Source organism: Cognatitamlana onchidii (assembly GCF_004804355.1).
GTDB classification, from domain to species: domain Bacteria; phylum Bacteroidota; class Bacteroidia; order Flavobacteriales; family Flavobacteriaceae; genus Cognatitamlana; species Cognatitamlana onchidii.
The window spans coordinates 361,910-385,778 of sequence record NZ_SRWZ01000002.1 but is presented as its reverse complement, the minus strand read 5'-3'; the positions used below and the strand labels follow the sequence as shown (position 1 = coordinate 385,778).

Below are 23,869 nucleotides of genomic sequence, written 5' to 3'. Positions count from 1 at the left end.
TTCTAACTATTTCAAGATGGTTTTAGATAAATTACACTAATATAACAATTTAGCAAAAGAGTTTCCCATTCTTAAAATATACATCCCTTTTGAAAATGAAGATATATTCACTTTATTACCTTTTCCAGAAAGTACTTTTCTTCCAGTTATGGTATAAACCTCCCAATTTTGAGGTGTTTGCGTTTTTATATCAAACACACCGCTACTACTAGGGTTAGGAAATACACTTATCCTATTTATATCAGGTTCTGCTGTAGATAATACATCCATTGAAAATACAGCTTTTATATTCATATCCGTTGTTACTGCTACATTTACAGGATTATTAATACTTGTAACATCGCCCTCCCAACGTTCAAACTTCCAACCTTCATTTGCGATAGCATTTAGACTTAATTCTTGTCCGTGCAATGCTGTACCACTACTATAATTTAAAAGACCTTGGCCATCCTTACTCAGGGTTACCGTATGAACAGTTGAATTTATTGGAATAAATTCTATGCTATCAAAAACAAGACTTCCAGAGTTGAAATTATTATAAAATTTAAATTCATTAATTGTATCAGTCCATAGTCCCCAATTAATTAAATCAAAATCTAAGGTATGCCATTGGTTATCATTGGGTACTGTTTCTTTTTTTCTTCCGGACTTAAAACTTGTCCCTGGGGCATTTGGCAACATTTGAAGATCGGGTTTATTTGTACTATTCTTAACCACAATTCTTAAAGTACTATAGAGACTAGCATTTATATTTAAACCCGTTATGGCTACCATGGGCCAAGAAGCTCCTGAAGAAAAAGCCACGTCTAATTTATCATTATCTGTATTTATGGTCATACCTCCATTAACGGCAGACCAGGCAGAAAAATCTTCAGTAGAAGTCCACACAAAATTTGCTGGAGTTATGGTTTCAACAAAAGCCGATTCTGGTCTAAATTCAAATTTCTCGAAAGCAAACGATCCAATTTGTGTTGATATTTTAACTTCAGATCCAGGTTTACCATCATTTCGGTCTTGGGTAGTAAGACTTTTCCATACTGTAAATTGATGCGGGTTTGGGTTGTTGTAATTTTGATATGCCGTATACCCTTCCTCTGTTAACGTGCGATCTGGAGCACCTTTTTCATCAAAACCGTTTTTTACGAAATGTGAATTGTTAATTAAAAAATTTTGAAGTTTATTATGTTCTTTTCCATAAGACTTACTTCGGTAGTATAATGTTGTTCCAACGGGTAAATCTGTAAAAAAAGAAATATCCACATTTTCGCTATCTCTATAGCTAAGAGAGCTGCTGTTATAATTATATATCAATACATCAAACTCACTTTCCGATTCTTTTTTGGCAAAGATAGCATCCAACTCATTCGTTGATATATTTGGGTTCCCTGAAGCTGTAGTTTCATAACGAACCATATCTAGCATTGCATTTAACTCTTTTATGGCGTCGGGGTCTTCACTTCCAGTTCTATTTCCCCATCTGTAAATAAACTCTAGGCCTTTGTCTTTATTTTTATAATACGTGTTAGAAAAAATTAATTCTACGATTTCTCTATGTGAAGTTTCGCAGCCAATTGTTCCTTTACCATCTGCACCATTCATAGTGGTTACGGTTTTATACTCCATAATATCTATTAATGTTTCAGAGTTCCACTTAGGGTTGTTTATAAGAGGTGCAAAATTTTTGGTGTATTTGCCATTCATATCTCTTAAATTACTATTACCGATAACAATATAATCAGATAACCCCCAAAAGTCGCACTTTATGTTATTAGCATAATTGTAATCAATAAGTCCTTCAATAAAAGAAGCATAGGGTTCTCCTTTATAATTTAAAATGGTTCCATCTTTATACAAAAACCCGGGATTTCTGGTATGCAATCCAACTTTAGCATTTGGTAAAACAGATCGAACTGCACGTTCTGTATTTGCAAAATGCTCTATAAAGTCTTGCTTTGTACCGAACCAATGATCTGGGGTTTCAATTTCTGAACCCACTCTAAAACGCCATGATAAAACCTTTTCTTCACCATAAGTTTCTACCAATTTGGTCATTAATGCTTTTATAAAATCATGATAAGCCTGCTTATCTGCAGGTGGTAAAGAGTTTCCATAAATGGATATTCTTTCATTTTCTCGAAAATTGACATTATCTCTTGTGCCTTCTGGAATAAAAGTATAACCATGTTGAAATGCCCAAGGTGGCTGATCTAACGCTATCTGTAAAATTTCAGTCTGTGAATTAACTACTTTATTTAGTCGTTCTATAAGCGGGTCCCACCTATAGATATATTGATTGTTGATAGAATCATATATACAAGGATCATAATCTAAATCTTTTTGAGGAACACCATTTACAACTTTATTGATGCCACCAATCATTCTAACAATGTTCATTTTGAGACCTGAGCGGATATTAGATCCATTTCTTGGACTTATTCTATTAGCAACATCCCAAACATTATGAATCGGGAGTTTCTTATCGTTTTCGCTTGTAAAATCTGTAGATAACTTTACTTGTGCGTTAATATTTGAAACGAAAATAAAACACAGCAAATAGAAGATATTTTTTTTAAAGGAACGTTTTTTCTTCATCATAAAAATTCTTTTGCTTTGTAAAATTATGTCTTTTTATATGATTAAATATCCTGCACAGTCATGACGCATCCCATTACATCATGACTGTACAAGATAAAAAATGTGAACAAATCGAAAGCTTATGTTTCTTGAAATTATAATAGCTTAAAAATGGAATTGCAAATATTATTAAGCAAGTTTATCCCTCATTATAGCCTTTAAAAATCACTTTCCCTCTAATTAAAACGCCCATACCACGTTCTAGTTTATACTACTTGGGGTTGAAAACGCTGTAAACATAGGACATAAAAAAAGCTTTTTTTGAAGATAAAGCAACCAAAATCATTGGTGTTTAAATTCAAAAAAAGCTTTAATATTAGGCTTACAATTTTTATCTAAGCCCTACTTAAATAATTTTCGTTTAGACTATAACGAATTTCCTATACCTACTAAAACAACAGACAAAAGAATAACTACAATTCCAGCTGTGATTGTCCATTTAGTTTTTGGAGCAACTCCTTTCCATTCTTTTCGGTAAATACCCCAGAAATTAGCTGTTAAAATAATAGTAGACATATGTAAAATCCAAGAACTAGCACCGCTACCAAGTTTACTTTCACCCATTCCATAGAAAAAGAATTGCAAAAACCAAATGGTTCCTGCTAGCGCAGAAAACAGTATATTATTACGAATAGGTGTACTCTTGTTTGTAAAGTCTTTGTAAGATTTGTTTTTTAAACTCAATATGGTTGTCCAAACTAAATTGGTTACCAAACCACCCCAAAGAATCACAACAAACGTTACATTATTAGCAAATAAATGATCGTAACCTGCTTCCACAGCGGCATCTGCTAAGGGCTTTCCAGACTCTATACCAAAACTAAAGAAAGAACTTAGAATTCCTGAAATAATGGCCACAATCAATCCCTTAACCAGGTTAAACTCTGAAACAGATTTCTTTTTTTCTTCATCAGTAAGCTCCTTTTCTTTTAAAATCCCAGCTCTACCGCATAATGCAATACCTATAAGACAAACCAAAACACCCAATAAAACAACTTGACCCCCAGAAGACCCTAACATATCTGTAAAAGAAACTTTCCCTTCCGTAGGACTAAAATTATAGTATATAGAGGGTACAACAGCACCAAAAGCAGCACAAAAACCTAGAACCACAGAATTACCTAGAGACATTCCTAAATAACGAACCCCAAGCCCATAAGATAATCCTCCAACTCCCCATAGTAATCCCATTAAAAAAGTAAACCATACAATTGTACTGGAACCAGCCGCTATAATGTCTAAAAATCCTGGAACCGTTAAATAGGCCGCCAATGGTGGTACAATTAGCCATGACATTAAACCTCCAACTATCCAATAACTTTCCCAGGCCCAACCTTTAACTTTGTTAAACGGCATATAGAAACTACCTGACGCAACTCCTCCTAACGAATGAAATATTACTCCTAATAATGCTTGCATATTTACTATTTTAAAATTCTAATCTAAGGCCCTAAATTACTTCTTGACATATTTTAAACCATCCTGCACTATCATGAGTATTTAAGAACGTCAAAATTAAAATAGTATTAAAACTGACATTTTGAAAACCTACCTTGTAAAATTTGCTTTTACAATTTAGCGCAAACGGACATAACCTAAGAACAACAATTATAACATTTTTTTATTAATCCAATACATAGATGTTTATTTATACTACACTATATTTTTGTATGAAATTCACATACTTTTCTTAATCTTTTCGTATCTAACTCCACTCCGAAACCTGCTGTTGGATTCAACGAATAATAACCATTACTTTCTTTGTAAGTTGGTTTCTTTATCAAACAATCTATATAATTTTTAGAATCTTCTTCTTTCTCAATAGCTTCCACCCAAGTAGCACCAGCCCCAATGGCTATTTGTTGCCAAGCAGAACATGCAGGCCCAACTAAACTATCGTCTCCTATCATAACTTTAGCATCCATACCCTTAACTTTATTTGCTAATTGAACCGTATGCTTAAGGCTTCCCATGGTAGAAGGGTGCAAGTTGTAAATTCTTCCCATTCCAGCCGCTATAGTATTTAACCCTTTCCATGCCGGTCGCATAGGGGCATCTGGAATTAAAGTTAAATCGCCAACCATATCTTGTAGTTGTATCCATTGTTCTGTTTTTAAATGTGCTGGGTCTTCAATAGCATCTAGTCCACCATCTTTAAAACGTTCTAAAATAGCCTTTAATTCGTCAAGCGATTTCCACTTTTTATAGCCTTTATTGACGTCTGAAATTACCATCGCTTCATCACCTAAAACATCTCTAATGGTATTAAGCAATGTCATATCTACCGTTTCATCCCCATACATTTTAAACTTCATATGATGCCCGAGGTTCTGTTCGATACTTTTTTGAGCTTCTGCTCTCACCTTATTCTCGTCCTTATCTAGAATACAATAGAGGCCCGGAACTGGATCACTTCCCAATAAACCTAATAATTCTGTTGCTGATTTATTTTGAAGTCTACCTGATAAGTCCAGTAATGCCATATCTAAAGATTCTAACATTTTAAGAGAGCGCTTTGACCCCAAAACTTGCTCTGACGCTAATAACTTTTGAGCCTCTCCTATTGTTAAACCTTTAAACTGTTTTAGATATTTAACCCAGTCTGTTGGTTTAAAGTTAGGATTGTTTTTAGATGCTGGTGTTTCTGTCCATCCGTAAAATTCTCCTGAGGAAATCTTGATAAACAAATGCTGGCGGTTATGCCATGTCCCCCAAGAAAAATATCTAGGTATATTAATATCGTATCGAAAAACTTCGATTTCAGTAATCTTTTCGTTCAAATATTCAGTTCCATCTTTACCTACGCAAGCAGATAATAATGGGTATGTTGCACCAACTATACCAAGTGCCGACATGCTTTTTATAAAATCGCGTCTGTTTGTTTTCATATTGTTTTTACCAAGGGTCGTTCATAGAAGTCAGTAAGTCCGCTAATTCTTTTTCCATCTTAGCATCTAAATTGGCATCTTTTCCCCAAATATTTGTCATCTGGTAAGGATCTATAGTATCATGATAGAGGTAATGAAATTTATCTCCACTTTCGTGCTTAACCACTGCGTAGGTATACTCTTTTGTTCTAAAACCACGCGCATCTCCTTTAGAAGCGAAACTTTTTCCTCCAAAATATAACTGCTTTTCTGGGCGTATGACCTCTTTATTGAAGAACACATCGGAATAATCAATACCTTCAACAGCTTTAGGAATTTCAGTGTTTAAATTCATTAACCCCAACAGCGTTGGCATATAGTCTGGAACGCTTATTAACAAATCTTCGTGTTTAGGTTTAACTTTTTTTGGATAATGAATTATCAGAGGAATTTTATAAGCCTCTTTAAACCAAACATTTTTATGCATTAACCCTTGGCTTCCTAACATTTCGCCATGATCGGCAGAAAACACAATAATAGTATTTTCATATAAACCTTTCTCCTTTAACTTTTCGATAACACGGCCTATTTGATCATCAACACCATTAACAGATGCAAAATAATCAGTCGCTTGATCCAAGCGTTTTTCTACGCCATGGTCTCCTCTTTTTAATTCGTGATTATCAGTAAATTGAACATTTGGCCGGTTTAGAACATCCTTATAACTTAACCCTTCATAACGTTCTTTGTATCGTTCTGGCACTTGTTTAAACGGTGTATGCGGCGGATTTATGGACCAAAACAATGCAAAAGGTTCATCTGGTTTTCTTTGGTTTTCAGTATTTTCTAAATAATCAATAACAACATTGGCTTCATGCAAAGCAGACCATTGCTTTGGATAAATTTTATCCTCTTCTCCGCCATCGGTTGTCCAATAATACGGATCGTTGTGTCTGTTATGTGTACCATATGCATACCAAAAAGAGAACCCATGTCTTCTATCTGGTGGACACCAAGTATCCCAAATACGCTTTACATCTGGTGCTGTAGGTTCTGGACCATCTAAATGCCATTTACCTACGTAACCGGCACTATAGCCATTGCCAACTAAAACATCTGAAATACAAACCTCATCTTTCTTTAAGTAGTTACCAAATTCTGTGCGTTGGGAGTTACAATTTTCTACAACGCCAGTGGAAAGTGAATAGCGCCCGGTCATTAACATGGCTCTATAAGGACTACACAATGGATTGTTGGCTACGGCTTCACTAAAAAACACACCTTCTTTTGCCAGCTGGTCTATGTTTGGTGTGTACACAGGGTCTTCTTTTAAAAAGCCTAAAGATGCTTGCCTGTATTGGTCTGCAAAAATAAAGAGCAGATTGGGTTTTTGTTGTTCATTTTTAACTTCAGTAGTTTTGTTTTTGCATGAAAAAACTATAACAACAGCAAAAACTAATAAAAGTATTTTTGAGTTTGAAAAATTCATTTTTGAAATATCAATTTTTAGATTTTATTAATTCTCGAAAATTGTAAAAAATTAGAAACCTCTATCTTCTGTAGTCCTGGGTTTAAATTTAAAAAACGACAAATTACTTTGAATTTCCTGCATAAACAAGAACTACCAATAATAGAATTTCCAAAATTTGTGCGGGAATAGTCCATTATGTTTTTGAATCATATCATTCTTTTCGGTAAATCTCCAGAAGTTTAACATTAAAACTCTAGTAGATATTTACAAAACTTAGAAACTTGTTGCCATACCTAATTTATTTCTTTCTAAATGATGATTTCACGTCTAAACCTTTCCAGACTTTCTTTGAAGTCCAATTTGCTGCGGGTTCAGACCAAAAGGGATTTGACGCAGGTAACCCCAGCGGTAACATTCCCACGCTACATAAATACAAACTTCCAGTTGAGATATAACGTTCCCCAATACCGGGTTGATGACCAACAATTCCAATATGCAACCATCCTTCCTCATCGAAGGTATTAGGCGCTTCAATGCTCCTATAAATAACTTCTGAAAGAGCACTACGCACCTGTTCTGGTTTTATAGATTCTGGCAACTCTTTTTCAAGTGCCACTTGCGCTAAAGTTTGAAACGCCCCAAAACGATAAGCCAAAGACCTTCCTAAAGGCGGATAAGTACCTTCTGGAGAGATAAAATGTTCTTGCACCAACGCGTATCTTATGGCTCTTCCTAAATATTTTTGATAATGCTTTTCAGTCTTTATTCCTTTTTCAACCATTACTTTTGAAATATCGAGTAACATGGGTTGAATAACATAACTATTGTAATAATCCCAAACAAAATGGGGACCATCGCCGTAATAGCCTCCACCTTTATACCAATCCTCATGATGTTGTAATGCAGATTCAATCTGGTCAAGTTCGCAAGAACCTTCAACCTTTAAAATAAATGCCTCAACCATGGCTGTAAACAATTCCCAATTATTACCTTTCTTTATTATAACACGACTAGACTTAAATGCTTTCAACACATTAGTTTTAGTCATTTCATCTAAAGGTAACCAAAGCTGATTGTAAGCTCTTAAGAGTCCATGTGCCATAAAAGCTGTATCAACTAATGGTTGATTGCCTTGGTTAAAATTCAAGAAGTCAGGCGACTCAGGATTTACAGAATTAGTAATACATTTTCTTGATAACTCGATGTATCGCAAACGTAATTTACCCTCATCAGTTTCATCAGCTCCAAGTTCTAACCAAGGTGCAATACCTGCCAGCAGTCGCCCAAAAGCCTCCAAATGTGTTACTGAAGTACGGTCTACATTGCCAAATCTCACTGGCATGTTTTGCTTAAGCGTTTCTTTACTCAAATTATTAAGTACTGGGTCTGCAATTTTTGTCATGGTAGATACCCAATACGCTCTTGTATCATGTTTTGATTGTGCCTCAATTTGAAATAATACCAAAAAACAAATAGCTAAAACAAGTAAAAAAATCCTTATAAATGGTGTTTTATCATCAAATTCTGTTGTATTGTTTATCATAGAATATTTAGATTTAGCTTTAATTATTTTCAAAATTTGGACTAAAAAAGTTAATTCAAAGCTTAATTCTGGTATTCAGGATTTAACTCCGTTGGAATTGGTGCTTTGGTTGCTCCCCACCAGTTTTTCAAGTCTGTTAACAATTCTTCTTTTTTACTTGGATTTGCTGATGCCAAATTATTACGTTCGCCAATGTCTTCAGCTAAATTGTACAATTCTATACCATCGTCTTCAAAATAATAATGTAATTTCCAATCGCCTTTTCGTATTACAGAACCTGGGCGTGTTCTAAATAAAGGGTCTCTATTTTCATTATCGTTTCTATAATAAGCCTGAAGATAGATAGGGAAATGCCAAAACAAAGGTCGCTCTAGTGTTTCTGTTTTACCCTCTAAAACTGACGAAAGATTATTTCCATCTAATTCAAGTTGCGCATTTTCAATCCCTGCATACTCCAAAATTGTTGGAAAAATATCGAGATTGGTTATGGGTACTTCACTTTTTGCATTAGGTTTAATTTTGTCGTTATAAACGAAGAAAAAAGGTTCACGAATACCGCCTTCAAAGTAGCTTCCCTTTCCTGCTCGCAAGGGTTTTTGTTTAGTAATACCATACAAACCACCATTATCTGAGGTAAATACAAAAAAAGTCTTATCAAAAAGATTTTTGTCTTTTAATGTTTTGATGAGCAACCCAATATTTCTATCTAGATTATCTACCATAGTTGCGTACTTTGGATTTCCTTGACCATTCCAAGGCACCTTATTTTTGTATTTAGGTAATAAGCTATCTACTGGCATTATGGGTGTGTGTACAGCATAAGGCGAATAATACAAGAAAAATGGGGATGAAATTGTATCTACAAATTTCAATGTGTTTTCCATTATCAAATCGGTTAAATATTCGCTCTTACCATTTTCAATTTTAACATTTTTATAGGGTGGATAATAACTTTTGGGAAGTCCGTTATGTGCCCCACCAATATTCACATCAAACCCATATTCTAAGGGGTTGTGACTCAAGTGCCATTTCCCTGCATGACAGGTTTTATAACCGTTCTTTTTTAAAACTTTAGGAATGATTGCATGAGTTGATGCTAATATGGTTGTATTTGGTGTTGGAATAAGTTTTCTGTCTTTTGATTGTCCTCTTTCAGAAGAATTTACCGTGTAAATTCCATGACGTGGTGTCCATAACCCCGTCATTAAACAGGCTCTACTTGGGGCGCAATTTGCTGATGCCGCATAACCATTGGTAAACACTATACCTTGAGCAGAAAGCGCATCAATATTTGGTGTTTCGTAATATTCGCTACCCATAAAACCAACATCTCTCCAACCCATGTCATCAACATTTATAATAATAATATTGGGTATGGTTGTGTCTTGCTTGGTTTTGCAAGCTACACATATTAGTAACACTAAACTTAAGAGTATTATTCGCATCATATTTTAATTTTGTTAGCTAATTTAAAGCTTAAATTAACTTCAATAAACTTTGTTTTAATTTTCTATAACTTCTTGACTTTTGAAACACTAATTTTAACAGGACCTATTAAACCAGATGGTAAAAGTTCTGAGTTTTTATTATAATGTTTAAACGCAGCTAGAGTTACACGTTCTGTTGGTCGATTGGTATTGTTTAAAAGCCACTTGGGCCATTGTTTTATATGTGGTCCTTTGCGCTCATAATCTAATGCTAATTGCTCATCTCCAATTAATCTATTTGGCCAAAGGTTTGTAATTTTTATTTCAAGTGTATTTGTACCCTTTAATATTGCATCATCAAGATTGATTCTATATGGGGTTTTCCATAAAATTCCAAGGTTTTCTCCATTAAGAATCACTTCAGCAATTACCTTAACATTACTTAAATCTAATTCTAAAGAATAACACGATTTTATAAGTTTTGTAGGGATTTGAAACTCCTTTTTATAGCTAGCTGTCCCCGAAAAATAACGAATATCTTCTTCTAAAGCATCCGACCAAGAAATCAATTGATTAAATGTAGTTTCTAAAGTATCTTTGTTTATTAGCGGGAAGCTTACTTGCCAATCATTAGATAAATCAATAGGCTCTGGTATTGATTTTACTTTTAACGTTTTGGTTTTTCCGTTTGAAGATTCGTATTTTATTTCTCCCGCAAAGGGTGTAACCAAATTCACTTTATCATCTTCAAATACTAATTTTGGTTCTGATGTTGCTTGAGTCAATTTTAATATCTCTCCATTGGAAACAGCAACCTTTTTCTCTTCATTATTAGTTGTGTAAATAACGCGTAGGGCTTTCTTTGTCTTAATTTCTTTTCCTTCAAGGAAACCATCATTTACTGGAATTTCATATACACCTGAAGCAACCATTAATTTTACTTTTTCAGTTACATCAAAAACTGGTTTGTTTGGGGGGATGCCATTAACACCTCTAGTAAACTTTCCAAAGACAGCTTTTAAGATTTCTAGTTTACCGCTAGCAGGAGCGTCAATTTCTAACCATTCTCTTTCCATGGCATTTTTTTCGAAGACCGCTTCTCCTATTTTATATTGAATGCGCAATTCTTTTTTGTAACCTGGGGCAGGATCTCCTATAGAAAGTTCTCTAGTCGCGTGTATATTTAATCCATTATTTTGAATCCTGTTTGCAACTACCTCCGTGACATCAACCAAGCCATCAGGTAAAAATGTTCCATATTCTGCTTTGATAATTTTCAAGTTTGAAAGGGGCTTTACTACTGGATTTTTCAACTTCATTTCAGCATTTACAATATGTTGATCTGAATGTGTCGGATTTCTAAAAACCACAAAAACAGAACCTTCTGGCTCAAACGAAATTGATACTGTTGTAGTACCATCATCATTTTTATGCCATATTGCAGCCTTAGTTATTTCTCCGGTTTCGGCATTCCAAAGCTCAGGTTGTTTTCCTGATACTCGAAAACGACAGGCTAACTCTCGACTTTCTTTCTTAGAATTTACTACAAAATAAATGTCGGTATCTTCTGTTTTTCTGTGAATAAAATCTATGGATTCCTGACTTTCTTCTTCAATAGAAAAATCGGGAGGTAATGTGCCGTTTTTTAAAACATCTAAAATCGAGTTATCTTTAATAACACCCGAATTCCATAAATTATCAGCTAACTCAACAACCTTTTCATCGCAAGTAGGATACTTTTCAAGACTTGGCGATTTTTTTGGTTTTGGACCACTAATTTGTGCTCCTATATTGGCTAGTTCTTTAATCTTAGTAACCGTTTCTGGTGTCATCCATTCGTTTGAAGGTAACACCAAAGCTTGATATTTTTCACCAACCGATGTACACACTAAACCATCCTTAACCGTTAATGAATTTATCTTGTTAGACCCAATCACATCATAATCATATCCTAATTTTTTTATTTCTGGCATTAATAAGGCGTCATTGGGAGATGCTTCTCCTGTAAATACTAACACATCGGCTACAGAAGTACCTTGTTGCAATAAAAACTGACCTCTACTGATATAATTTACAAAAGGTTTGCTCTGATTCCACCACGTATTTAAACGGTTAAAATCTGTTCCAAAAACCTGTAAAGTCAATCCAGGTCCAACATTCCAAGGTTGGTGTACATAACAGTGAAAAACAAAGCGATTGATACCTTGCGCCCAGGCCAAATCGCCCATGGCTTTTAGTGTACCTGGATGTTGGTTCCAGCCTCCCACACCAGTAAAAGATTCTGCTTCGGCAATTGGGCTTCCATTTAATTTGGCAATCGAAGCAACAAATTTTGGCGAGTCAAAAAAGGCCAAACTACCACTCCAAAACTCTGACATTACCATATCTGCAGTTGCACCAACTTGCATGCTATCAAATGGTCCCCAATAGGGTTCTGTAGAAAATTGCATGCCGTTTTTATGGCAAAGTTCACCGAAATAACCGTAATAATTCTTAGCAATTAAATCTCCAATAGTGCGTCTAAAATCCCAAAGAAAACGTTCCGTTTCTTCGCCGTTTTCTATATAGTAACCAGCTAATGCAGGTAAATATGCTTTACAGTTGTAAGAACGAAGGTTTTTAAATTCTTCAGCGAAATTTGCTGTCCAGTTTGTAGTACCTACCTCGTAGCTATCAATATGGCATCTTGTGACAGCAGTACCTATTAAAGTATCTAATTTTTTAATAATGGGTTGGATGCCACCTTGCCAAAAAACATCAACCGCTTTTTTATTCATTTTATCGCATTCTAAACCACGTCCGCCATCACTCGGAAAACGATTTTTTTCACCAGTTGGTGTATGTCCAATTCGTAAAATAGTCCATTCGCCTTTAGGTGCTTGCCATTTTAAAACTCCATCTTTCGAAAGCTTTGTTGTCAAATCGATAATTTCTGCTTTTTTAACTATTGCCAAATCAGAAACATTCTTATTATCAGGCGTTAGGTGGTTTCTAACTTTATGCGAAAGTATTTTTGTATCTAATTCGTCAATACGCTGGTCGTTTTTAGGTTTAGGAAAAGCAAGAATGGCGATGTCTCTATAATAATTTAAGTGTGTTTTAGGCTGAGGTAGTTTAGCGTTAAATGTACTATTTCCGGTATGTGAGGTTTCAGAAAAAACCAGTTCTTGCATCGCATATTCTGGGGTGATTGATGGTCCACCTGTTGACGACCACCCGGCACCATTATGAAAACTCAATTCGAGTTTTAACCGTTTGGCTTCAGAGGCTGCAAAATGAAATAAATCTAGCCATGCCGTACTTAAATAATCAGCAAAACCTTTAGGGTTTCCTAAATTCACATTAAAAATCAAAGCGCCCTGAATACCAACGTTTTTCATGGCTTCTAGATCGGCTGTAATGCCTTCTTTTGTTACATTTCCGTTTATCCAAAACCACATAGTACGTGGTTTCGAAGATGCTGGTGGATTTTTGAAGTTTTGTTGAAGAAATAGGCTTTCTGCGTTAGTAGAGCTTGAATTTTCGATACATGACGTAAAAAACATCATCACTGCAAAGCAAATACTCATCGCGATTAAAATAGAATATTTAGTTCTCATAAAAAACTTTAAATAGTAATTATTTCTGTTTCTTCTTCATCAGAGGAAACTCGGGATGTTCTGTTCTAGAATATTTGATAAAATGTAATAGCTCATTTGCCTTCTCTGGATACTGTTCTGCAATATTATTTTGCTCGCGTATATCATTACTTAAATCATATAATTCAACAGGTTTTTTATCGAACTTTACAGCTTTCCAATTATCCTGTCTTACCGCTTGAATAGGCCCCTGTCTTTCGTTAAACTCCCAATACAAATAGTTATGTTTTTGTTGCTTATTGTCATTTCCTAAAAGTGTTGGCGCATAAGAAATTCCATCTATGTTATCGGTGGGTTTTACACCTGCCAATTCGCATGCTGTTGGCAAAAAGTCCCAAAAGGCAGAAATGTGGTCGGTTTTTGTACCTGCTTTAATTTTATTTGGCCAATAGGCTAAAAATGGTGTATGAATGCCTCCTTCGTACAAATCACGTTTATGCCCTTTGAAATGGCCATTACTGTTAAAAAACTCATTTTTTAAATCGTCATACTCGTGTCCGTTATCACTAGTAAAAACAATTAAGGTATTATCGGCTACACCTAGATTTTCTAGTTGTTTTACAAGATTTCCAATATCTCTATCCATTGTAGACACCATTGCTGCATAGGTAATATGACCATCTTCATCATGACGATAGTGCCCTGGTGTCATCTTTCGTTTTGGCCAACCCAAATTCTTGTATTGCTCTTTTTCTTTTTCTAGAATAGTTAATTCGAAATGTGGAATCGTATAAGACAAATACAAAAAGAACGGTTCTTTATGGTTTTTGTCAATAAACTCAGTAGCTTTTTCAGTTATTAAATAATGAATGTGTTGTCCTTTTTTTGTTTTTGGATCATTTCCTTTTAAAGCTAATCTTTCTTCATTTTCAAAAATACTCTCAGGATAATAATGATGTGCTGGCGAGTGTTGGTTAAATCCGTAGAAATAATCAAACCCTTGTTTGTTGGGTATACCATCAGTTAAGTTTTCTGCAAGTCCCCATTTCCCCACAATTCCTGTCGTATAACCTGCGCGTTTTAATTCTTCTGCAACAGTAACGTCTTCTGCATTAATATCTACAGGTGTACCACTTGCGGTCCACCTTGGATTGCCTCTTACAGTACTATGCCCTGTATGTTTACCTGTCATTAACACTGCACGTGAAGGTCCACAAACTGAAGACCCTGTGTAATGGTTGGTAAAAACCATTCCGTTTGCAGCTAGCTTATCAATATTTGGGGTTTTAATTTTGTTTTGACCGTTAAAGCCTAGATCTCCATAACCCAAATCGTCTGCTAGAATAAAAATAATGTTAGGTTTCGATACGACTTCTTTACTTTTAGTTAATTCGTTTCGCTCCTCTACATTTTTTGTTTTACAACTCGTTGTACTTATAACGAATGTAACCAAGACCATTAATTTTAATAGTGCTTTTGTTTTCATTTTTTAGCTATTAAACTTATCTATTTTTTATTTGATGACTCTAACCTAGAATATAACTCTTCCTTTAACCTTTTGACTAATTCTAAATGTTCGTTAACAATATTTTTAGTTTCTTTTTCTGCTGTTGTGTGATCATATAATTCTACAAATCCGTCTTTATGTAGCGTCATTCTATGCGTTGATGTTCGAATAGTTGAAGCTTTATTATTGTAGGCAATAGCGCTGTGACCATCAGTATCTGGTGCTTCTAATATTGTTTTTAACGATACACCGTGACTATACTCAGGCATTTCAATTTCAGCTAGATCACATAAGGTTGGAAAAATATCTACTGTTTCTACAATAGCATTTGTAGTTGCACCTTTATTTTTCATTGCTGGATAATAAATGATTAAAGGAGCATGTAACGATTCCTCAAACAAACTGTGTTTTCCCCAAATGGCATGTTCACCTAAGTGCCAGCCATGATCTCCCCAAAGTACTACTATAGTGTTTTTATCTGCTCCCGTTCTTTTTAACTCTGCCAGAATTTTACCTACTTGAGCATCAGCATAACTTACACAAGCAGCATAATGACGACGTACTTCATTAGCAAAATTAGCATCACTGTTTGGATTTTTCCCCCAACGATTGTACTTCATAAATTCACCCGAACCATGCCATGTAGTTTTACCATTTGGTTTTTGAGGATGCTTTATATCTGGAAGCTCCATGCTATTATATTGATCATAGTACTTTTTAGGTGCACCAAAAGGCAAGTGTGGTTTTATAATTCCAACAGCTAAAAAAAAAGGATTTTTATTATTACTGGCAAGTGCCCTCAATTGTTTTGTAGCCTCATCCATAATGGCACCGTCTGGATAAATAGTATCATCACCTTCTACAGTCTCATATACAGCCATATTAGATGATTTTTCTCGAATTTGCCCATTGGCTAAGCCATGCATCATTCCTCTTGGGTGTTTCCATTCTGAAACTGGCATTAAATGTTTATCCCAAGCATTGGGCATTTCAATTTTAGTACTGTCATTCCAATTCTTGCCACCTCGTCCGCCCGGGTGATGAGACACCTTTCCTACAGAAACTGTAGTGTAACCATGCGATTTGAACCACTCTGGCATACTTCTATCTATTTCCTGTATACCTTCGTTTATTTTTTTTGCTCTCTGAAAAAGTGCATTATTTCCTGCTGGCCCAAATTGTCCGGTCAATAAAGTGAATCTAGATGGTCCACAACTTGGAGAATTCACGAAATGCTTTTGGAATCTAATGCCTTGTTCCGCTAGAGCATCAATGTTTGGTGAGCTAATATAAGTTGCTCCAAAACTCTTTAATTCTGGACGAAGATCATCCACACAAATAAGTAGCACATTTGTCTTTTTAGAAAAGCTTTTTTTTTGACAATTTACTATTCCAAAAAAAGATAGCATTAAGTAGACAAGAAATCTTCTTTGTTTAAATTTCATCCAAGTATATTTTAAATTTCGTACGATAGTCTTAATTTTTTTCGAGGTATATACTCGATTGTATTTCTGTTTTTACTTTAAGTCTAAAACCCTCTAGTTACCCGTATACTCAATAGTTACAGGCCCAATTAATCCTGATTTTTGTAAAGGAGACTCAGGTGTTATTTTATCGATAACTATCCAAGTGTATTTTTCATCTTCTTTACGCGATTTGTCTCTTATCAATTGATTACGCCATAAGTTTACCACTTCAATTTCTAGTTTGTTTTCACCTGTTTTAATGGCTTCTGAAACGTTTAATCGATAAGGCGCCATCCATACACCTCCAATAGCTTTTCCATTTAATTTTACTTTCGCCATTACTGATACATTTCCTAAATCGATATACATTTCTTGATGCTTAGGAAGTTCGTCAATTGTAAAGGTTTTGGTATAAGTTGCTGTACCCGAATAGAATTTTATTTGTTCATTATCTGAAGTTGACCAGTCTATTAATTCATTGAATTCAACAACATCTTTAGGCCCAATCTCTTTATTTTGAAAATCGACAGTAAAATCCTTATCCAAAGTAACTAGCGATTTGTATTCTGGAAAATTAGATGCTTTATCTGTTTTAACTTCTTTACTAAAAACAACAAACCAACTTTGAGCGCCTTCAAATTGCAATGGCACTTTAATTCCAGTTGAAGTCATTTCATACTCTGGTAAATCTCTAATTTCTCCAGTTAAAGCATTCCATAATTGTGGTTTTAAACTTTTATCGGTTCTAAAAACTGGAGCAATGTTTAGCTGTTTATCACTTTGGTTTGATATAAAATAAACATCCATTCCTGGCATGCTTCTATGTATCCAAAGTACAGGGGTATCTGCGGGAACATCAATATCTTTAGCTAAGTTTAGTTCAGAAAAAATGTCAGCTAGTTCGTAGCCATCCCAAATTTTTCCTTTTCCATAGGTTGCTTTCATTTTGCTATCAACATAATTGGCATTCCACATTTTATTTGCCAAATCTTTTACTATGTTATCAGATGTCGGATAATTTGATAAACTTGGTGATTTTTCTGGTTTTGGTCCTAGAATTGTTCCTCCTTGTGCAACTAACTGTTCCAACTTGGTTAATAATTCTGGACGCATGGTTTTAAAAGGTGGTAACACCATCACTTTATAACTCATGCCATCGGGCAATACAAAACGACCATCTTTAACGGTAAGTCTGTCTATAATTACTTCTGCATTTATATAATCATACGAATACCCTTTTGGAATTTCTGGTATTCTACCTCCAGTCATAATAGGCGCATCTTCCCCTATAAAATAACAAACATCGGCTACATATTTACCTTGTTGCAATAGATGTTGGCAACGACGTAAATAATCAAAGTACGTATCTGCTTGACTAAACCAAGTGTTGTGACGGTTGAATTCTGTACCAAACCAAGCATTCATTCCTGGTTTTCTATTATCATCTGGTTGTTGAATGTACAAGTGTAATACAAAATGATTGATACCTTCAGTTAACGCCCAATCGCCACGCTTTTTAAGCATTGCAGGATGTCTTAAATAGGCTCTTCTAGATGAAGTAAATGCTTCAGCAGAAGTAATTGGTTTACCATATGTATGTGCTGTAGAAGAAGATGCTTTACACTCAATATTACCCAATGTGCCTTCATTCCAAAACTCACCAGCAATTAAATCAGATTGGCCACCATACATCATAAATTCACTAGGGAAACCCCAATGCCCATAATTCTCTAACCAAGTTTCTAAATTATGTTTGTTGCTTGCTTTTTTAAGACCTCCTACATATTCGTATGCCACATCATCGGCGATGGAACGACGTAAATCCCATAGAAAACGTTCGGATTGTTCTACACTACCAACAATTCTACCAGAAAGCACTGGTAAAAACGGTACTGGGTCATATCCGAATTTTTCTTTGAACTTCATTTCATAACCATCGGTCCAGTTTTGAGAGCCTTGTTCGTAACTATCGGCCACAACATATTTAAAAGCAGATTTACTTTCTTCGGGAATACGTTTTAAAAACTCTCCTACAAAATTATCAAAATGATATTGTGCGAATCCACTATTCATTTTATCGATTTCATAACCTACACCTTGAGGAGCAGCCGGTGCATTTTTTGTACCTGTTGGTGTCATTCCCATGCGCATAATTGTCCAATTCCCCTTTGGTGCATCCCAATTAAGCACACCATTTTCATCTAATTTATCACTCAAATCGATAACCTCATCTGGGTTAACCGTAAAACTCATGTCTTTCAATGCTTCTTGTCTTCCAAAAATGTAGGTATCCCAATCAGGCTTTGGTGTAGAATGCATTTTACCCAATTGTTTTTCAATGTATTTATCCAAAACAGGAGCTTCAGAGATGTTGATTTCAGCAAAGCCATATCCACCTCTCCTATCTCTAAAATTGGTGCATTTTAGAATAAATTTACTGGCTTTTGTTTCTGGCAAAACCGTTGCAAAATCACCGGTTTCTATAGACGCTACATTAGGCGTTATTCGGAATCGATCGAATTGAAATTCTTTGATAAGTTCTTCCTTACCATTTACAACTGCAAACAAACTCATATTACACTTAAAAGCCCTACTTGGAATGACAGTTATAGAACGTGCTGTAATGGGTTCCGCAAGGTCAAAACTAATTTCTAAAGTTTCTCCTTTTTTTGGTTCAAAGCTGGTATCTGCTTCCTTAATACCATCAGATAAAATGCTAACATCAACGTCACTCCAATTGGAAGTGATTTTTGTAGGAATAAATTGTGTACTTCGTTTTTCAACATCTGAAGATTTAAACGCGAAAGTATGCGTATCTTGAAACTTTTCTTTTGGTTTTTTTAATGATAATGTTAATGCTTTACCACCTGAAACCTTAGTTTCGCTAAAAGTTAAATAACGCATAGCTTTGGTATAATCTACCCATGGCCCACCACTTTGACTCCAACCAGGACAATTGAAAATACCAATATCTACACCAATACGCTTGCCTTCAACCACAGCGTGTACCATATGGCTCCACCAATCTTCGCTCAACATGGGCACTTTACCATCTTTATGAGCCGGGTTTATATTACCAATTAGTGCACCACCAACACCTGCTTTTTTCATGGCCAATAAATCTTTGGTAATACCTTCTTTTGAGATATCATCGTTTATCCAATACCAATAACACCAAATGATATTTTCTTCGGAAGGTGTAACAAAATCTGATTTAATGATGTCGTAATTCTTTGAATCGTTACAAGACACTATTGTTAAGATCATTATTGAAAATACTGTCAATACTTGCGTATTTCTTTTTAAAAACATCTCTATGGTTGATTTTTAGTATTTAGTTAAATTTTTATTCTTAATAGTTCATTGACTTTTTTACCGAGCATTATAATAAACTAACTCATAATCTCCACTCTCTAAATTATCTAGAATTAAAGAGTTTTTATGTATTCGAAATTTTACTTCATTTCCATTGACCATCAAGTTTGGTTGTTTGATAAATAATGGTAATATCACTTTTGCTAATGAATTTGGTGGTACACTTATATTGTAAACAAAATCACTTCCAATGAATTTCCAAGACGACTTAATTTTTCCATATTGTGATTTATAACTCCCTGAAGTCTCTTTCAATTTTAAGTGGGGCATAGGCGCAAATAAAATCTTTTTATAGCCTGCTTCCAATGGCGCAATTCCTGCAATGCGCTCGTACATCCATTGTCCAATTGCTCCATAGGCATAATGATTAAATGATAAAGCTCTATCTGCAAAACCATTATCGTGCGTATAACCATCCCAACGTTCCCACATTGTGGTAGCTCCTTGATTGATGCTGTAAAACCACGACGGATACGTTTCTTTGAATAAAATCTCAAATAGTTTATCAGTGTTGCCAGTTTTATCTAAAACTGGTGCTAATAACGGTGTGCCAATAAAACCTGTTCTTAGATGATTATCGGTCGCTTCTATCTCCTTTAACAAATGATAAATAGCTTTATCTGCTGTTTCTTGTGATAAAATATCAAACCCTAAAGCCAATAAATAGCCTGTTTGTGTTGGTTTATAAGGTTGTTTTATTTTACCTTCATCATTGAAATATTCGTTTTCAAAAGCTTTTGAAATTGAGTCTAAAAGTTGCTCATAATACTTTTTATCTTCATTTAAACCTAGAATATCAGCGGCTTTCATAGTCAATTTAACGGATTGTGCGTAATACGCAGTAGAAATTAATGTATTTGGGGTATCGCCGCGTCTGTCGTCTTTTTGCTGAGAATAGGGTTGCAGCCAATCGCCAACAGTAGACATATAACTGATATAATTATTCGATTCTGAAGAATGATAATCACACCAATGTTTCATCATACCATAGTTTTCCTCTAAAACACTTGTATCGCCTGTTCTGAAATACAATTCCCAAGGTACTATAGTACAAGCATCCGACCAACCTGCCTGTGCAAATTTCCCAGTAAAATTGGGCACCACAACAGGAATACCTCCATTAGCAAATTGCTCTTCTCGCATACTACTTAACCATGCCGCCCAAAACGCGTGTGTGTCTGACAAATATAATGAGGTTGGTATAAACACTTGTGCATCACCTGTCCAACCCAAACGTTCACTACGTTGTGGACAATCTAAAGGCACATCAAAAAAATTGCCTCGTAATCCCCATTGAATGTTGCAATGCAATTGATTTAACTTGTTATGAGATGTCTCAAACTCCCCTTTCATATTAAAATCGGAATACTGTACTATTCCTGTTGCCCAAGATTTTTCAGGTTTGAAGATTGAATTAAATCCACTTAACTCAACATAACGAAATCCGTGAAAGGTAAACTTGGGCTGCCATGAAATGATGCTATCATTCTTTGCAATATAATAATCTATGGATTTTGCAGAACCTAAGTTTTTAGTAAACAATTCACCATTAGCATCCAATATTTCACCATGTCTTAGCATGATGGTATCGCCTTTTTTTACAGGCAAATTTAATTGCACGACGCCTACCATATTTTGACCAAAATCAAATAAAACTTCTCCATTATTTTGTTTGGTTATTTTAACAGGCTGCAGTTTCAGTTTGTTTTTAATAACCGGATGTTTCTTGGGAAATAGTTGGGTTTTAGGGTCAATATTTTCGGTTACCACAGGTTCCCAAGCACTATCATCAAATTGAGGTTGACTCCAATTTGGCATTTCATAATTCGCGTCATACACTTCACCATCATACAATCCTGATGTTCGAATAGGCCCATTTCTGGTTGCTTTCCAATTTTTATCGGAGATTATTGTTTTTACATTTCCTTTACAATCCTCAATCTCTAACTGACAAATCACTTGAGGAGGCGCAATAACGGTATCCCATCTTCTTCGAGGTCCAAATCTTCCTGAATGCCATCCTTCAGCGAGGATAATCCCTATGGAATTTTTATCATTCTGTAAATTTTCAGTAACATCATAGGTTAGTGTCTCAATGCGTTTATGATAAGGAGTCCAACCTGGTGTAAGCACATCATTTCCAATCTTTTGTCCATTAATTTGTGCTTGAAACACGCCTTTTGAAGTAATATATAGTCGCGCTTTTTTTACTTCAATATCTAATTTAAAATCGTTTCTTAAATATTGTGGTCTGAATAATCGTGTACCATATTGGGTAGTTTCCCATTCTTCTGGGTCTGGAATTTTTATCCATTGGGCTTTCCAATCAGTATTAGATAGTAAACCCATTTCAATTTGGGCTGTTTCACTCCAATTTGATGGATTGTCATTTTCATCCCAATACTGTACTTGCCAAAAAACGTTTTCTCTTGATTTAAAGGGTGTCCCTTCGTATTTTACAAAAGCAGATTGATTTGAGGTGACCTTACCTGAATTCCAAATATCTGGTTGATTTGGTAATAATTCAGGTTTTGAAGCTACAACAATAGTATATGCTGTTTGCTTTTTAATGTTTTGGGATAATTTCCACGAAAATGAAGGTGTAACATCATAAAAACCTAAAGGATTTTGGAATCCTTCAGAAACTCGCAACTCCTCCGGAGCTTGTTCTGTATTTTTTAGTGTTCCAATACAATTTAAGAGTATACATTGCAAAAGTGCTATGAATATGATGTTAATTTTCATAGGTTTCTATGCTATTATGTATTTAAAATGTTCATGAATATTAGCTCTTTTGATAATACCTTCTTTATTGTTCAATAATACGTTTTAAGCGCAAAAGCGCTTCCAAATAATAGTAATCTGCATAATTGATAGGCACATCAATCTCTCCATTTCTAGGAAAATTACCAACACTATGTTCTAATATAAATCCGCCATTTTTACCAAATTCAGAAAAGTAGTTATCAGAGCTTAAAGACTTCAAAATATTTTCTGCCAAATCTTTATACTCTGTATTTTTAGTGTATGTATAGAGCTCTAAATATGCTGAAGCATAAACAGCAGCAGCAGACGCGTCTTTATACATAATGGCTTCGTCTTTTACATCAAAATCCCAAATTGGTACAAAATCTTCTGGTAAATTTTTAGGGATAAATGTTGCCACCTGTTTTGCTTGTTCTAAATACGCAGGGTTTTTGGTGTAACGGTAACACATGGTATACCCGTATAAAGCCCAAGATTGACCTCTTGCCCAACTGCTTTCATTATGTAAACCTTGGTGCGTTAATTTTTTGAATACAGACCCATCTTCTGGATTATAATCTACTACGTGCCAAGTACTGTAATTAGCTCTGAAATGATTTTTTAGTGTTGTATTGGCGTGATTAATAGCTATATTTTTGTATTTATCATTTCCAGTTAAAATTGAAGCTTCAAATAGCATTTCTAAATTCAACATATTGTCTATAATTACAGGAAACGTCCATCTATCTTTACCAAAATCCCAACTTTTAATGCAGCCGACTATGGAGTCATATCTAGATATTAAGGATTCTGAAGCATCAATAACCACTTGTTTATAGGCTTCGTTTTTGGTTAATTTATAACCCTCTCCAAAAGAACAATAAAACATAAAGCCCAAATCGTGGGTTGTATTGATATCTTTAGCATCAATAAATAGATTCTGAAAATGGTGTGCGCCTTCTTTCCATTTTGCATCTTGAGTATGCTCATATAATTTCCAACAAGAACCAGGAAAGAACCCTTGTGTCCAATCCATTTTTCGTTTTGCCCAATCTATTTCTCCATGCTCATCAAGACTTCTTGGTATTTTATTTTCAGCATAAGATGAATCTAATAATACCGTAAATTGTTTTTCAGCTTTTTCTATGGCTGAATCGACAGCGAAATCAGGACTTTTACATGCGATTAATCCTGCGACAACCAATAAGGAAATAATTAATTTCTTCATTTTATTTTTTAATTCAATATTATAAAAG

12 protein-coding genes are annotated in these 23,869 nt (G+C 34.9%); all 12 read right to left on the bottom strand.

Features of this window, described 5'->3' with window-relative positions; translation table 11 throughout:
* Positions 1-36 precede the first annotated feature (36 nt).
* Complete coding sequence (locus tag E5D58_RS05180) at positions 37-2,595, bottom strand: InlB B-repeat-containing protein (RefSeq protein ID WP_136480778.1); 2,559 nt, start codon at positions 2,593-2,595, stop codon at positions 37-39.
* Positions 2,596-3,000: 405 nt separating this feature from the next.
* On the bottom strand, positions 3,001-4,053 hold the full coding sequence (gene rhaT / locus E5D58_RS05175) for an L-rhamnose/proton symporter RhaT (RefSeq protein WP_136480777.1): 1,053 nt from the start codon (positions 4,051-4,053) through the stop codon (positions 3,001-3,003).
* 239 nt (positions 4,054-4,292) lie between these two features.
* A complete protein-coding gene (locus E5D58_RS05170; protein WP_136480776.1) occupies positions 4,293-5,522 on the bottom strand; it encodes a mandelate racemase/muconate lactonizing enzyme family protein in 1,230 nt (409 codons plus the stop codon).
* A gap of 7 nt (positions 5,523-5,529) precedes the next feature.
* Positions 5,530-6,990: a sulfatase family protein gene (locus E5D58_RS05165; protein ID WP_136480775.1), complete on the bottom strand. Its 1,461-nt coding sequence runs from the start codon at positions 6,988-6,990 to the stop codon at positions 5,530-5,532.
* Between the two features lie 280 nt (positions 6,991-7,270).
* Complete coding sequence (locus E5D58_RS05160) at positions 7,271-8,515, bottom strand: DUF2264 domain-containing protein (protein ID WP_136480774.1); 1,245 nt, start codon at positions 8,513-8,515, stop codon at positions 7,271-7,273.
* A 62-nt stretch (positions 8,516-8,577) separates the two neighbouring features.
* A complete protein-coding gene (locus E5D58_RS05155) occupies positions 8,578-9,963 on the bottom strand; it encodes a sulfatase (protein ID WP_136480773.1) in 1,386 nt (461 codons plus the stop codon).
* Between the two features lie 62 nt (positions 9,964-10,025).
* The gene (locus tag E5D58_RS05150; protein WP_136480772.1) at positions 10,026-13,541 is read right to left on the bottom strand and encodes a glycosyl hydrolase; all 3,516 of its coding nucleotides are present in this window, start codon (positions 13,539-13,541) and stop codon (positions 10,026-10,028) included.
* A gap of 19 nt (positions 13,542-13,560) precedes the next feature.
* A complete protein-coding gene (locus E5D58_RS05145; RefSeq protein WP_136480771.1) occupies positions 13,561-15,006 on the bottom strand; it encodes an arylsulfatase in 1,446 nt (481 codons plus the stop codon).
* A 20-nt stretch (positions 15,007-15,026) separates the two neighbouring features.
* Entirely contained in the window at positions 15,027-16,472 is a 1,446-nt protein-coding gene (locus E5D58_RS05140; protein WP_136480770.1) for a sulfatase, read from the bottom strand.
* Between the two features lie 93 nt (positions 16,473-16,565).
* Positions 16,566-19,760 carry a glycosyl hydrolase gene (locus tag E5D58_RS05135; RefSeq protein WP_235835845.1) on the bottom strand — a complete coding sequence of 1,065 codons (3,195 nt, stop codon included), beginning with the start codon at positions 19,758-19,760 and terminating at the stop codon, positions 16,566-16,568.
* A 105-nt stretch (positions 19,761-19,865) separates the two neighbouring features.
* Positions 19,866-22,613 carry an alpha-L-rhamnosidase gene (locus E5D58_RS05130; protein ID WP_136480768.1) on the bottom strand — a complete coding sequence of 916 codons (2,748 nt, stop codon included), beginning with the start codon at positions 22,611-22,613 and terminating at the stop codon, positions 19,866-19,868.
* 64 nt (positions 22,614-22,677) lie between these two features.
* Entirely contained in the window at positions 22,678-23,841 is a 1,164-nt protein-coding gene (locus E5D58_RS05125; protein ID WP_136480767.1) for a glycoside hydrolase family 88 protein, read from the bottom strand.
* Positions 23,842-23,869 lie beyond the last annotated feature (28 nt).

Coding starts and splice junctions, on each gene's coding strand:
- E5D58_RS05180 (WP_136480778.1), bottom strand. CDS start 2,595: ATGATGAAGAAAAAACGTTCCTTTAAAAAAAATATCTTCTATTTGCTG.
- rhaT (WP_136480777.1), bottom strand. CDS start 4,053: ATGCAAGCATTATTAGGAGTAATATTTCATTCGTTAGGAGGAGTTGCG.
- E5D58_RS05160 (WP_136480774.1), bottom strand. CDS start 8,515: ATGATAAACAATACAACAGAATTTGATGATAAAACACCATTTATAAGG.
- E5D58_RS05125 (WP_136480767.1), bottom strand. CDS start 23,841: ATGAAGAAATTAATTATTTCCTTATTGGTTGTCGCAGGATTAATCGCA.
- E5D58_RS05150 (WP_136480772.1), bottom strand. CDS start 13,541: ATGAGAACTAAATATTCTATTTTAATCGCGATGAGTATTTGCTTTGCA.
- E5D58_RS05145 (WP_136480771.1), bottom strand. CDS start 15,006: ATGAAAACAAAAGCACTATTAAAATTAATGGTCTTGGTTACATTCGTT.
- E5D58_RS05140 (WP_136480770.1), bottom strand. CDS start 16,472: ATGAAATTTAAACAAAGAAGATTTCTTGTCTACTTAATGCTATCTTTT.
- E5D58_RS05135 (WP_235835845.1), bottom strand. CDS start 19,760: ATGATCTTAACAATAGTGTCTTGTAACGATTCAAAGAATTACGACATC.
- E5D58_RS05170 (WP_136480776.1), bottom strand. CDS start 5,522: ATGAAAACAAACAGACGCGATTTTATAAAAAGCATGTCGGCACTTGGT.
- E5D58_RS05130 (WP_136480768.1), bottom strand. CDS start 22,613: ATGAAAATTAACATCATATTCATAGCACTTTTGCAATGTATACTCTTA.
- E5D58_RS05165 (WP_136480775.1), bottom strand. CDS start 6,990: ATGAATTTTTCAAACTCAAAAATACTTTTATTAGTTTTTGCTGTTGTT.
- E5D58_RS05155 (WP_136480773.1), bottom strand. CDS start 9,963: ATGATGCGAATAATACTCTTAAGTTTAGTGTTACTAATATGTGTAGCT.